Here is a 14,162-nt window from a genome sequence, read left to right on the forward strand (position 1 = left end):
AGGGCGCACGCCCGCGGCGAGAGAGCGCTCACCCTGCCGATCTCGCCGCGGAGCTGGCCTAGCTCACCCTCGAACGAACAGGCGGTTTCACGGACGGCGCCTCGGAGCGCAGCCCGTCCAGTCTGCCCCGACCGGCGGGCGTGTCCCTCTCCATGCGTCCGAGGCTCCACGGTCATCCCAGCAAAGGATCTTTGCAATGAAGAGACGAGAACCTGCGAGCGAGGCCCCGAGCGCCACGCCCCTCCACCGCCGGCGCTTCCTCGGCGGTGCGCTCGCGCTCGGGGGAGCCGCGCTCCTCCCCGCTTGCGAATCGCGGTCCGAGGCGTCGGCGAAGCCCGCGGCGAACGCCGCGCCCCTCATCCCGGACGCCGCCAGGCCCGAGGTGCCCGATCTGCGCTTCGGCATCATCGCGCTGACCGACTGCTCTCCTCTCGTGATCGCCCACGAGAAGGGGTTCTTCAAGAAGTACGGCATCAACGCGACCATCGTGAAGGGCGCGAGCTGGGCCGCGATCCGCGACTCGCTCACGAACGGGGATCTGCAGGCGACGCACATGCTCTTCGGCATGCCCCTCGCCTCGACGATGGGGCTCCTCGGATCGCCGAAGATGCCGATGGTCATCCCGTGGCTGCTCAACCGCAACGGCCAGGCGATCACGATGAAGAGCGACCTCCGGGGCAAGGTGGCCGGAGATCCCAGGGCGCTCAAGCCGTTCGTCGAGGAGGCGAAGGAGAAGGGGGCGCCCATGACCTTCGCGATGACGTTCCCGCCTGGAACGCACGCCATGTGGACCCGTTATTACCTGGGCGCGGGCGGCGTCCACCCGGACAAGGACGTCGCGCTCGTGACCATCCCGCCCGCCCAGATGGTCGCCAACATGAAGGTGGGCAAGATGGACGGCTTCTGCGTCGGCGAGCCGTGGAACGCCAGGGCGATCTCCGACCAGATCGGCTACACGGCCATCACCACGCAGGAGCTCTGGAGGGACCACCCCGAGAAGGTGTGCGCGTTCACCGCGGAGTTCGCCGACAAGAACCCGAAGACGGTGAAGGCGGTGATCAAGGCGCTCCACGAGGCGAGCGTCTGGCTGGACAGGCTCGACAACCGCCCCGAGCAGGCGGACATCGTGTCGAGGCCCACGTACATCAACTGTCCGCCGGAGCTCATCCTCGGCCGGCTGCAGGGGCGCTACGACTACGGCGACGGGCGCAAGAACGAGGACAAGGACTACATGATCTTCAGCGAGCGGGGCTGCAACTACCCGCAGCCCAAGTACGCTCTCTGGTGGCTCAGCCAGTTCCGCCGGTGGGGCATGGTGGAGGGGAAGCCGGACTACGAGGGCGTCGTCAAGCAGGTCATGCGCCCCGATCTCTACGAGGAGGCGATGAAGGAGCTCGGGGTCGCGCACGGCGGCCGGAGCGACGCGCCCGAGACGCTGTTCGACGGCGTGACGTTCGATCCGAAGGACCCGGAGAAGTACGCGACGTCGTTCCCGGTCCACGCCCTGAAGGGATGAACCCACAGCGCCATCGCCGCGCAGGCGAGAGGCGCGGCGGCGGAAGCGGAAGCGGAAGACGCGGAATGAGGAGTGCTGCATGAGCGAGGCGAAGGCGATCTCTCCGAGGATTCGAGTCGACCACATGATCCTCCCCTTCTTCGGGGTGGCGTGCGTGATCGGGCTGTGGGCCGCCGCGAGCAGCCTGTGGACCCAGGCGCTGCCCTCTCCGCTCAAGACATGGGAGGTGAGCAGGCCTTACATCTTCGAGCCGTTCGAGAAGCGGGGAGAGCTCGACCAGGGCATCCTCCGCTTCACCTGGTACTCGCTCCAGCGGGTCGCCAAGGGCTACACGCTGGCGATCCTGCTCGGGACGCCGATCGGCTTCTTCCTGGGCGCGTCGAGGCTGTTCAGGTCGAGCTTCGATCCCATCATCCAGATCCTCCGCCCGGTCTCGCCCCTCGCGTGGCTCCCGCTCGGCCTCGTGCTCTTCCAGAAGCCCGACCCTGCCGGCGTCTTCACCATCGCGATGTGCTCGATGTGGCCGACGGTCCTGAACACCGCGCTCGGGGTGCGATCGATCCCGCAGGACTACATGAACGTCGCCCGGGTGCTCCGGCTGTCGCGCATGAAGACGCTGTTCAAGGTGCAGCTCCCCGCGGCGCTCCCCTACATGTTCACGGGCTTCCGGCTCAGCCTGGGAATCGCCTGGCTTGTCATCGTCGCCGTGGAGATGCTGACCGGCTCGCCCGGGGTCGGCGGCTTCCTCTGGCAGGAGTACAACAGCCTCATCTACGAGCACATCATCCTGTGCATCATCACCATCGGGGTCGTCGGCTTCCTCCTGGACGCCCTGATGAGCCTCGTCGAGCGCCGGCTCAAGCTGGCGGGAGCGTGACGTCCATGCCGCTGGTCGAGCTCTGCAACGTCGGGAAGAGCTACGGTGGCGGGGCCACCCGCACCGAGGTGCTCAGGGACATCCACCTGGAGATCGAGAAGGGCGAGTTCGTCGCCGTCGTCGGCTATTCGGGCGCCGGCAAGACGACGCTCATGTCCCTCATCGCCGGGCTCCTCAGGCCGGACACCGGGGAGGTCAAGCTGAACGGGAAGGTCGTCGAGGGGCCGGGCCCCGACCGCGGCGTCATCTTCCAGAACTATTCTCTCCTGCCCTGGCTCACGGTCTACGAGAACGTCTACCTGGCCGTGGACCAGATCTTCGGCTCCTGGTCCACAGAGAAGAAGCGGGAGCACACCGAGCGCTACATCGCCATGGTGAAGCTCACCGAGGCCCGCGAGAAGAAGCCGGCGCAGCTCTCCGGCGGCATGCGCCAGCGGGTCTCGGTGGCGCGGGCGCTCGCCATGGATCCGGAGGTCCTCCTGATGGACGAGCCGTTCGGGGCGCTGGACGCGCTCACGCGCGCGACGCTCCAGGACGAGCTCGCGCGGATCTGGCGCGCCACCCGGAAGACCGTGCTCCTCATCACGAACGACGTCGACGAGGGCATCCTCCTCGCCGACCGGATCCTCCCGCTCAGCAAGGGCCCCCGGGCCACGCTGGGGCCAGGGATCACCGTCGATCTCGAGCGCCCTCGGGATCGCAAGGCCCTCAACCGCGACCCGCGGTTCAAGGAGATCCGCGGCGCGGTGATCGGCTACCTGCTCGGCCCGGGCGCCGGGCCCAAGGCGGGCGAGGGCGCGCCCGATGCAGCGCGGAGCGCGGAGGCGGTCGCATGAAGAAGTACCTCGAGATCTGGAACGTCACGAAGACCTTTCCCACGCCGAAGGGCCCGTCGGTCGTCGTCAGGAACTTCGATCTGAACCTGAGGAAGGGAGAGTTCCTGTCCCTCATCGGCCACTCGGGGTGCGGCAAGTCCACCGTGCTGTCGATGGTCGCGGGCCTCTCCGAGATCACGAGCGGCGGTATCGTCCTCGCGGGCAGGCAGATCCAGGGGCCTGGCCCGGACCGCGGGGTCGTGTTCCAGTCGCCCTGCCTCCTGCACTGGATGACGGCGCTCGAGAACGTCCTGCTCGGGGTCGAGCAGGTCCACCGGCAGAAGAGCAGGAACGACTGCATCGAGATCGCGACGCACTACCTCGAGCTCGTGGGGCTCGAGGAGTCCCTGCACAAGAAGCCGCGCGAGCTGTCGTCGGGGATGCAGCAGCGGGTCGGGCTGGCGCGCGCCTTCGCCCTGTCGCCCAAGATGCTCCTTCTGGACGAGCCCTTCGGCATGCTCGACTCGCTCACCCGGTTCGAGCTCCAGGAGGTGCTCATGAACCTGTGGGCAGAGGACCAGAAGACGGCGCTGATGGTCACGCACGACGTCGACGAGGCCCTGTTCCTGTCGGACCGCATCGCGATGATGACGAACGGCCCGGGGGCGCGGGTCGGCGAGATCCTCGAGGTCCCGTTCCCGCACCCGCGGGACCGTCAGGAGGTGCTGGAGGACCCGATGTACTATCTCCTTCGAGAGCGGCTGATCACCTTCCTCGAGGGCCAGGCCCACAAGGAGAAGCCCGCCGAGGAGAGCGCCCGAGAGTCCGTCCCGGAGGGCGCCGTGAAGACGGGGCGGTTCTGGAGCACGCTCTGGAAGGGGACGAGGACATCGGCGTAAGCGGGGGAGAAGGGAGCGGACGGCCGCCGCCGGGCTGCCCCATCAACGTGCCTCTCCAGACAGCCTGCATGTCCTCTCCTCTCGAGGACCGTACAGCGTACAGCGTCGCTTCCTCCGTCGAGGGGTCTTTGCGACGAACCTCACCAAAGCGCGGAGTGCGGTCTCGCTGACCGTTCTGGTCAGAGCCATCACGGGCAGGCGAGCGCGAGCTCTGCGCTGCGCGCACAGGTGCGCGCAGCGCGCACGAAGCTCACCACCTCCGACAAAAATAGAGGGGGAGGGGCATGCCCTGAAACAAAAGCCATACGGACACGCTGGAGTTGCGCGAATGTATCCTTTCTCCGACTGCGTCGGTTGCGGCGAACGATCAAGCGAGGAAACTGCATGCGTGTATCTCGAATCTTCGCGGCTGTCGGCATCGTATGGCTCTCTGGTGCCTGCGGCTCGTCCGGGGGCACCGGCTCGGGAGGCGAAGGTGGCGTCGCCACCACGTCGGGGCCCTCCAGCGGCGCGGCCGGGGGCAGCTCCTCGGCCGGTGGCTCCGGAGGGGCCAACGCTGGCGGCGGCGGGACGACTGGAACGGGCGGCGGCGGCGAGACGGCCGGAGCGGGCGGCGCCAGCGCGACGGCGAGCGCTGGAGAAGGCGGCGCGGGCGCGGGCACGGGCGTTGGTGGCGCGGGCACCGGCGGTGCGCTCGCCAGCGGTACGGGCGCCGGCGGTACCGACGGCGTCGGCGGCGCGGGCGGCCCTGACACGGGGGTCGAGGTGCCGACCTGCGCGCCTTTCGGGTCCACGTGCGCGCGCTCCGGAGATTGCTGTTCCGGCATCTGCGACAGCGCGACGAGCACCTGCGCCTCGCCGCTCAGCGTCTGCCTCGGGACAGGCGCCGCTTGCGAGGAATCCTCGGAGTGCTGTAGTCTCAACTGCGCTTCGGGCAGGTGCAGCGCGACCGCCTGCCTCCCCGACGGATCCGACTGCACGGCAGGCGGCGCCGCGTGCTGCAGCGGCATGTGCGCCGGCGGGACGTGCAGCGACGTCAACGGCGCCACCGCATGCAAGACGGGCGGCAACCCGTGCACCGAGGACAGCCAGTGTTGCTCCCAGCTCTGCGGGCGAGACAACCGCTGCGTCCTCTACTCCTCGTTCTGTGTGCAGCGCAACGACGTCTGCAAGGGCGACAGCGACTGCTGTACCGGCGTATGCGTGAAGCGGAACACCTCCGATCCCGCGGGGTACTGCGGCGCGGAGCCGTCGACGGCGAGCCGCTGCAACAGCGGCGGCATCGACGGCGCGGTCTGCGACAGCTGCGGCTTCTGCTGCAGCCGCGTGTGCGCGCCGTACGGCCCCACCGGGATCGCCGTCTGCCAGCCGCCGAGCGGCTGCCGCGTGAACGGCGCCCTGTGCCAGCGCAACGAGGACTGCTGCGGCGGCGATCCCACCGCCGCTCTGCCGGGCGCGGGCAACGTCGTCTGCGACAAGTCGGGGGATCCGGACGGGGAGATCGGCCGCTGCCGCAACCCGAACGGCTGCACGCCCCAGGGCGGCGTCTGTCACTTCAAGGACAGCTATTGCTCGGATACCTCCACCAGCGCTCCCAACAACTGCTGCAACTACCTGGGGAACGCCAGCAACTGCCGCCTCGACGCCCTCGGCGTGCCTCGGTGCAACGCGCTCACAGCCTGCCGCCAGGCAGGCGAGGACTGCGCCTCCGCCGACGATTGCTGCGACGGCGCTCCCTGCGTGCGGAATAGCGAAACAGGCAAGCTCCAGTGTTACGACACGCCCGGAGGGACGACGCCCCAGTGTGTCACGGCGGGCGGACCCTGCACGAACAACGGCGACTGCTGCGTCGGAACGACGTGCGAGTACGAGCCGGGCTCCCTGTCGGGCACGTGCACGACAGACTCCCCGTCAGGCGCGACCGGGAGCTCGAGCGCGACCGGCGGAACGGGCGGCGCAGGCGGCGCAGGCGGCGCAGGCGGCGGCGGTGGCTCGGACGGGGCGGGCGGCACCCCGCCGCGATGCGCCGAGTACGGGCAGCTCTGCGGCGCGACGTCCGACTGCTGCAACGCCGGAACCGTGCAGTGTTACAGCGGCATCTGCCGCATTCCTCCGGGCTGACGCCGCGCGCTGGCGTTGACTCGTGTCGATTCACTCGTGTCGAGGAGAATGGCTATGATCGGCAAGAACCGCGGGAACCACGCCCGCTCCTTGTTCCTGGCATCGCTCTGGTGCCTCGGCTGGGCGCTCGCGCCGGGATGCTCGGTATCGGGTGGCGGAACGGGCGCGGGCAGCGGCGGCTCCGGAGACGGCGGCGCCGGCGGGACGGACTTCGGTGGAACGAGCGGGGAGCCCTCGCTCGGAGGCGGCTTCATCGCGTCCGGGCCGGGCGCCAGCTCGGGCGGGGGGGAGGGCGGCGGCGACTGCGGCGGCCAGCAGGTCGAAGCTCAGCCGCGGCAGGTTCACCTCGTGATCGTGCTCGATCGCTCCGACAGCATGACCAAGGACTGGGAAGGGAGCGACCGCTGGACGATGATGAAGGACGCCCTCGGCACCGCGCTCGACGTGATCCAGGACAGGATGTCCGTCGGGCTTCAGCTCTTTCCCTCCGACGAGCACTGCGGCATGCCGGCGGGGGAGGACCTGAGCGTGGCCGTTGCGCCGGGCGCGACCTCCGTCCCCGCCATCAAAACCCTCCTGGACGGCACGGACCCCGGCGGCGCGACGCCGACCGCGGACGCCCTCGCGCGCGCCCTCGGGTACCTCACCGTGGGAGCTGGAGGCACCCTCGAAGGCGACAAGTACGTCCTCCTGGCGACCGACGGCGGTCCCAACTGCAACCAGGATCCGGCCATGACCTGCGAGGCCGCGACCTGCACCACGAACATGGATGGCGACTGCCCTTCGGGCGTGCCGAACTGCTGCGTCGCCGGCTTGACGGACGTGTGCCTGGACGACGTGCGCACGGTGCAGCGGGTGAAGGACCTGCGCGCGGCCGGCATCAAGACCTTCGTCGTCGGCATCCCCGGCGCGACGGCCTATGCCCATGTGCTGGACCAGCTCGCCGTCGAGGGCGACACGGCCACGTCGGAGACCTCGCCCCGTTATTTCGAGGTGGTGGACGCGGCGAGCCTCGGCGATACGCTGACAGGCATCACGAGGGATCTCGTGAGGACCTGCGCGCTCTCGCTGGAGACCGAGCCGCCGGACCGCGCGAAGGTGAACGTCTTCATCGACGACGAGGTGCTGCCGAAGCCGGGCGACGACGGCTGGGACTACGACGATTCGACGACCCCGCCCACCATCGTGATCAAGGGCGCCACGTGTGAGCACGTGAAATCCATGGGGGCGGAGAGCGTCCGTGTCGAGTTCGGTTGTCCCACCGTCGAGGTGCCGCAATGACCTGCGCCTGTGACGCGCCCTCCCGGCGCGCCGCTTGATCGACCTCCTCCAGCCCACCGAGAGCCAGCCCACATCGCATGAAGCGCCGCGCTAGCGCGCCGCACTGCCGCGCTCGGTGACGGGCGCGAACGCCGGACTCCGTCCAAGTTGGATGTCTAGCGCACAAATGCTGAAAAATATCACCACGGACGAATCGATGTTCCGATTTCGGTGGTGACTCGGGGGCAGCGATCTAGACATAATCCGCCCATGGTGCGCTTGTGCGAGAACACCGTCCGTCCTGCCCGCTCGACGCGAGCAGCGACGGCGGTCCGGCCGAGCGCCCCGGCGAGGTGAGATGCTCTCCGCGACCTGTTCCGTGAGCCAGCCGATCTACGTCGACTCGAGCATCGAGGTGTTCGAAGGGACCTGGGGTGACGAGCGCAAGCCTGCTGTCTTCAAGGTCCTGAAGAGCGAGTTCCCGAGCGCGCGTGAGCTCGCGGCGCTCCGGCACGAGTACAACGTGCTCTGCGCGCTCGACGTCGAGGGCGTCGTCAAGGCCTACGGGCTCGAGAAGCACAGGAACGGCCTCGCGCTCGTGCTCGAGCGGCCGAGCAGGACGACGCTCCACGACCTCCTGCGCGCGGGCCGGCTGGAGCTCAAGGCGGCGTTGACGATCGCCCGCTCGGCGGCCCGGGTCCTCGACGAGTTCCACCGCCACAAGGTGATTCACAAGGACATCAAGCCGCACAACCTCCTCGTCGACCCGGACACGCTCGAGGTCCATTTCGTCGGCTTCGGCATCGCGACGCTCCTCCCGCAGGAGACGCAGCAGGCGATAAGCCCCGAGGCGCTCGAGGGGACGCTCGCGTACATGTCACCGGAGCAGACCGGCCGGATGAACCGCGTGATCGACCGCCGCACCGACCTCTACTCGTTCGGCGTGACCCTCTATCAGATGCTCACCGGCGTCCTGCCGTTCACCGGCAGCGACCCGCTCGATCTCATCCATGGCCACATCGCGCGGACGCCGGTGCCGCCGCCCGAGCAAGTCCCGGGCGTGCCCGACGCGGTGTCCCGGATCGTGATGAAGCTCCTCGAGAAGAACGCGGAGGACCGGTACCAGAGCGCCTTCGGGCTCTTCGCCGATCTCGACGCGTGCCTCCGCCAGCTCTCGAGCTCCGGCGCCGTGGCGCCCTTCGCGCTCGGCCTGCGCGACATCCCCGATACGCTGCGCATCCCGCAGAAGCTCTACGGCCGCGCCGAGGAGGAGCGCGCGCTGCTCGCCGCCTTCGAGCGCGCCGCCGGCGGGGAGGGCGAGCTCCTGCTCGTGTCGGGGTACTCGGGGATGGGCAAGTCGGCCCTGGTGAACGAGATGCGCAGGGCCATCGCCCAGCGAGGCGGCTACTTCACCGCGGGCAAGTTCGAGCAGCTGAACCGCGGGGCGCCGTACGCCTCGCTCGCGCGCGCCTTCCGGGAGCTCCTCCGGCACATCCTCACCGAGCGACCGGAGCAGCTCGCGCGCTGGAGCGCGGCGCTCGGCCGCGCGGTCGGGAGCACCGGCCAGCTCCTCGTCGACCTCATCCCGGAGCTCGAGTGGATCATCGGCCAGCAGCCCCCGGTCCAGCAGCTCCCGCCGGCGGAGGCGCAGGGCCGCTTCCACGCGATCTTCAAGGCGTTCGTCGGCGTCTTCGCGACCGCCGAGCACCCGCTCGTCCTCTTCCTGGACGATCTGCAGTGGGCCGACCCGGCCTCGCTCAAGCTGCTCCAGGTCCTGGCCGCCGATCCAGGGCGCGGCCACCTGCTCCTCCTCGGCGCCTTCCGCGACAACGAGGTGTACGAGGCCCACCCGCTCCGCGTCGCGCTCGACGAGATCGAGAAGGCGGGGGCGCCGCTCCGCGAGCTCAAGCTGCGGCCGCTCGCCCTCGCCGACGTGATCGCGCTGCTCTCGGACGCGCTCTACGCGGCCCGCGCGGACGTCGAGCCGCTCGCCCGCGTGGTGTTCGACCGGACGCAGAGCAATCCGTTCTTCGTGCGGCAGTTCCTGGGCTCGCTCCACGCGGAGGGCCTGCTCCGCTTCGAGAAGGGCGCCTGGACATGGGATCTCGACGGCATCCGGCGGCGCACGGTCACCGACAACGTCGTCGACTTCATGGCGCGCAAGATCGAGGAGCTCGAGCCCGAGCTCGTCCGCGTCCTCCGGCTCGCGGCCTGCATCGGGCACGAGTTCGACCTGCGCACCCTCGCGGTCATCAGCGAGCGGCCGGCGCACGAGACCGTGGCCGCGCTGTGGAAGATCCTGCAAGAGGGCCTGATCGCGCCCGTGGACGCCGACTACCGCCTCGCGCACGCGACCGACGACGAGGCGCGGACCGGCGTCGACTGGCGCGTCACCTACCGCTTCCTGCACGATCGCGTCCAGCAGGCGGCGTACTCGCTCATCAGCGAGGATCGCAAGCGCGAGGTCCACCTCAGGATCGCGCGGCTCATGCTCGCCAGCTGCGAGGGTGCCGCGCGGGACGAGGCGCTCTTCGACATCGTGAACCACGTCAACATCGCGGCGCCCATCGTGACCTCGGCCGCGGAGCAGGCCACGGCCGCGGAGCTGAACCTCGCCGCCGGCAGGAGGGCCAAGGCCGCCACCGCCTACGAGGCGGCGGCCGGCTATCTCCGCGCGGGGCTCGGGTTTCTGCCCCACGGCGGCTTCGACGACCACTACGACCTCGCCCTGGCGCTCCACAGGGAGCGCGCCGAGGTCGAGTCGCTGTGCGGCGCCTTCGAGGAGGCCGAGCGGCTCTGTACCGCGGCGCTCGCGCGCGCCCGGACGGCCATGGACAAGGTCTCTGTCCTCCTCGTCCAGGCGAACCAGTACCTGCTCCAGTGGCGCAATCACGAGGCGACCCTGGTCCAGAAGGCCGGCCTCCGGCTCCTCGGCTGTCCGATCCCCGAGGCCCGGGAGGAGGTCGCCGCGCTGCTCGAGCAGGAGCTCCGGGCGGTGCCCGTCCTCCTCGGCGGGCGCAGCATCGAGGAGCTCGCCCGCGCCCCGAGGACGACGAGCCCCGAGCACCCCGTGACGCTGGAGCTGCTCGTGAACCTGTTCTTCGGGGCCTACAACTCGAGCGACCAGACGCTCGCGAACCTCGCCATCGTGAAGATGGTGACGCTCTCGCTGCAGCACGGGAACAGCGATATGTCCGCGTTCGGATACGTCGCGTACGGCATGGTGGTCGGCCCGCTGCTCGGCGAGTACGAGACGGCGTATCGGTTCGGCAAGATGGCCGTCGAGCTCGCAGACCAGCTCGACAACCTCGTGCTCCGGGCCAAGACCTACCACATCTTCTCCGCGGACGTGCACAGCTGGACGCAGCCCCTGCGGAAGGCGGACCCCTATTACGACCGGGTCTACGACCTCGGGCTCCAGGCCGGCGACTGGACGGCCATGGGATACATGATCAGCCAGAGCGGCTCGGACCGGCTCACTTACGGGATGAACCTCGTGGAGCTCTCGCAGCTCACCGAGACGCACCTCGCGTTCCTGCGGCGCGCCCGCAGCCACGACATCATCGATATCCTCCTCGCGGGCGTGATCCAGCCCCTCCGGTGCCTGCAAGGGCTGACGAGGGGCCGGCTCAGCTTCGACGACGACGGGTTCGACGAGGCGTCCTACGCGGCGAAGCACGGCGGCTCGCCCTACCACATGGGGTGGTTGGTTTACGCCAAGATCCGGAATGCCTACCTGTTCGGCGACAGGGCGAGCTTTGCCGATCTGATGCCGAAGCTCGCCGTGATCGAGGGCGCCTTGCCGACGCACGCCAAGGTGCCCGAGGCGACGTTCTACGCGGGCCTCATGCGGATCGCCGCGTGGGAGAGCGCCGAGGACGCGGCGCGGCGGGAGCACGAGGAGCAGCTGCTGCGGCTCCTCGGGCGGATGAAGCGCTGGGCCGACGCCGGGCCGGACAACGTGCTTCACAAGCACCTGCTCCTGCTCGCCGAGCAGGCCCGCGTCGAGGGGCGGAGGGCCGAGGCGATGGACCTGTACGAGCGGGGCATCGAGGCCGCGCGGCAGGCCGACTACATCAACAACCAGGCGCTCGGCAACGAGCTTTACGGCAGGTTCTGGCTCGCCCAGGGCAGGGTCGAGTTCGCGCACATCTTCCTGCGCAGGGCGGTTTACCTGTACGACCGCTGGGGGGCGACCGAGAAGGCCAAGGCGCTGCGCGAGGAGCTCGCGTCGGCCGACCCCTCGGCCCTGGGCCAGCCTCTTCCGCTCTCGCCGACCGGCACAGCGCTCCAGGGCCTCGTCGCGGGGGAGAGCTTCGATCTCGCCACGGTCCTCAGCACAGCCCAGGCCATCTCGAGCGCGATCGTGCTCGACAAGGTGATCGAGCAGGTCCTGCGCAGCGTCATCAAGAGCGCCGGGGCGAGCCGGGGGTTCCTCATCCTCGCGCGCGGCGAGGTGCTGACGGTCGAGGCGATGATCGCGGTCGGCCCCGACACGGTGAGCCTGGGCCTCTCGATGCCCCTGGAGGCGCGCCTCGATCTGGCCCGCTCGGTCGTGCATTACGTGGCGCGCTCGCGCGAGGCGCTCGTGATCGGGCGCGCGGACGACGACCCGCGCCTCGCCGGCGATCCGCACGTGATCGCGCGCCGGCCGAAATCGATCCTGGGCTTGCCGCTCCTGCACCAGGGCCGGCTGAGCGGGGTGCTGTACCTGGAGAACCACCTCGCGGAGCACGCGTTCACCGCCGATCGCACCGAGCTCTTGCGGCTCCTGTCCTCGCAGGCGGCGGTGGCGCTCGAGAACGCGCTGCTCTACGCGGACCTTACGGCCGTGAGCGCCGAGCTCCGTGAGGCCAACGAGCGGCTGGAGCAGGAGGTGAGGGAGCGGACCGAGGAGCTCTCTCTGGCCAACGTGCGCCTCTCCGCGCAGAGCGCCGAGCTCCGGGACGCCAACCTGCGCCTGTTGCACGAGCTCGGCGAGCGCGAGCGCGCCGAGGCGGCCCGGGCCGAGCTGCAAGAGGAGGTGATCCGGTTCCAGCGGGCGAAGATCTCCGAGCTGTCGACCCCGCTCGTGCCCATCACGAGCGACGTCATGGTCATGCCGCTCATCGGCACGCTGGACGAGGAGCGCGCGCACGACGTGCTCGAGACCCTGCTCGACGGCGCGACGAGGAGCGGCACCCGCACCGTCATCATCGATGTCACGGGGATCAAGGGGGTCGATCAACGCGTGGCGAACGCCCTGCTCAAGGCGGCGAACGCGCTCCGGCTGCTCGGGGTCCAGGCGGTGCTGACGGGCATCCGCGGCGAGGTCGCGCAGGCGCTCCTCCGGCTCGACATCGACATGTCGCGCATCGTGATCCGGGGGACGCTGCAGAGCGGGATCGCGTACGCCGTCGGCCGGTCGGGCGGCATGAGCGCGCCGGGCACGCCGCGCTAGGGGGGCGAGAGGCGCGCGGCGATCTGCGCGTCGAATCGTGTAGACACGTCTGGAGCGGATCGCGCATCATGAGCTGGCCAGTTGACCGGGGGGGTCCTGCTCTGTCGTGGCCCGAGCGGCGGCACGAGGCGCAGGGGCCCGTCGCGCGAGGCGGCTCTTGTCGGGTGGACGGGCGGAGGGGAGAGCGCATGTTGAAGAGCATCGGTCGGTTCATCGTCGGGGTCTGCGTGGCGGCGGGGCTCACGACCCTGGGCTGCGACAACGGCGGCGCGCCGGCGGCGGGGGGCAAGCCGAAGCTCGCCTACATCACGAACGGCGTCGCCCCGTTCTGGACCATCGCCGAGAAGGGCGTCATCGACGGCGCGAAGGAGCATAACGTCGAGGTGAGCGTCGTGATGCCGAGCGACGTGAACGACCAGCTGCACCGGGTCGAGGATCTCCTGATCCGCGGCGTCGACGGCATCGCGATCAGCCCGATCGACGCGGAGAACCAGGTCCCGCTGCTCAACAAGGCGGCCGCGAAGACGAAGCTCATCACGCAGGACTCGGACGCTCCGAAGAGCGATCGCATCGTGTACATCGGCATCGACAACTACGTCGCTGGCCGGATGGCGGGGCAGCTCGTGAAGGAGGCGATCCCCGGCGGCGGCAAGGTGGCCATCCTGGTCGGGCGGCTCGAGGGCGACAACGCCCGCAAGCGCCGTCAAGGCGTGCTCGACGAGCTGCTCGATCGCCAGGACAACAGCGCCGGGAACGACCCGCTCAACCAGGAGCTGAAGGGGGCGAAATACACCATCGTCGCGACCCTGACCGACCAGATCGACGCCGCCAAGGCGAAGAGCAACGCCGAAGACATGATGTCGGCGCACCCGGACCTCGTGGGCCTGATCGGCCTGAACGCGTACCACACGCCGGCCCTGCTCGAGGCGGTGAAGCAGGCGGGGAAGATGAGCTCGATCCAGGTCGTCGGCTTCGACGAGCAGGACGCGACGCTGCGCGCGATCCAGGACGGCGAGGTGGTCGGCACGGTGGTGCAGAATCCGTACATGTACGGCAAGGAGTCGGTGCGCGTGCTCGCGGCGCTCGTGCGGGGGGATAGCTCCGTCGTGCCTCAGGACAAGTTCATCTCCCTGCCGGCCCGGCAGATCCGCAAGAGCAACCTGGACGAGTTCTGGGCCGATCTGAAGCAGAAGGCGGGCAAGCAACAGTGAGCCCGGCGTCGGGCAGCGCGGCG

Annotated in this window: 8 protein-coding genes; all 8 read left to right on the forward strand. The window is 69.6% G+C overall.

The window, feature by feature from the left end; translation table 11 throughout:
- The first annotated feature begins 196 nt into the window (after positions 1 to 196).
- The 8 genes from ACSRUE_RS27730 to ACSRUE_RS27765 all read left to right on the forward strand — a co-directional run bounded on the left by ACSRUE_RS27730 (position 197) and on the right by ACSRUE_RS27765 (position 14,139).
- The gene (locus ACSRUE_RS27730; RefSeq protein ID WP_441286227.1) at positions 197 to 1,516 is read left to right on the forward strand and encodes a CmpA/NrtA family ABC transporter substrate-binding protein; all 1,320 of its coding nucleotides are present in this window, start codon (positions 197 to 199) and stop codon (positions 1,514 to 1,516) included.
- A gap of 79 nt (positions 1,517 to 1,595) precedes the next feature.
- On the forward strand, positions 1,596 to 2,393 hold the full coding sequence (gene ntrB / locus ACSRUE_RS27735; RefSeq protein WP_437767261.1) for a nitrate ABC transporter permease: 798 nt from the start codon (positions 1,596 to 1,598) through the stop codon (positions 2,391 to 2,393).
- 5 nt (positions 2,394 to 2,398) lie between these two features.
- Entirely contained in the window at positions 2,399 to 3,229 is an 831-nt protein-coding gene (locus tag ACSRUE_RS27740; protein WP_441293137.1) for an ABC transporter ATP-binding protein, read from the forward strand.
- Positions 3,226 to 4,107 carry an ABC transporter ATP-binding protein gene (locus ACSRUE_RS27745; protein WP_441286228.1) on the forward strand — a complete coding sequence of 294 codons (882 nt, stop codon included), beginning with the start codon at positions 3,226 to 3,228 and terminating at the stop codon, positions 4,105 to 4,107. The genes ACSRUE_RS27740 and ACSRUE_RS27745 overlap by 4 nt, the downstream gene beginning before the upstream one ends.
- Before the next feature lie 384 nt (positions 4,108 to 4,491).
- Positions 4,492 to 6,228, forward strand: coding sequence for a hypothetical protein (locus tag ACSRUE_RS27750; protein WP_441286229.1), 1,737 nt, complete (start codon positions 4,492 to 4,494; stop codon positions 6,226 to 6,228).
- Positions 6,229 to 6,282: 54 nt separating this feature from the next.
- Positions 6,283 to 7,509, forward strand: coding sequence for a vWA domain-containing protein (locus ACSRUE_RS27755; protein WP_441286230.1), 1,227 nt, complete (start codon positions 6,283 to 6,285; stop codon positions 7,507 to 7,509).
- A 358-nt stretch (positions 7,510 to 7,867) separates the two neighbouring features.
- Entirely contained in the window at positions 7,868 to 12,928 is a 5,061-nt protein-coding gene (locus ACSRUE_RS27760) for an AAA family ATPase (protein WP_441286231.1), read from the forward strand.
- A gap of 188 nt (positions 12,929 to 13,116) precedes the next feature.
- Positions 13,117 to 14,139 (forward strand): sugar-binding protein, encoded by a 1,023-nt coding sequence (locus tag ACSRUE_RS27765; RefSeq protein ID WP_441286232.1) that lies wholly within the window; start codon positions 13,117 to 13,119, stop codon positions 14,137 to 14,139.
- The last annotated feature ends 23 nt before the right edge of the window (positions 14,140 to 14,162 follow it).

Source organism: Sorangium sp. KYC3313 (assembly GCF_052075895.1).
Taxonomy (GTDB): domain Bacteria; phylum Myxococcota_A; class Polyangia; order Polyangiales; family Polyangiaceae; genus Sorangium; species Sorangium cellulosum_B.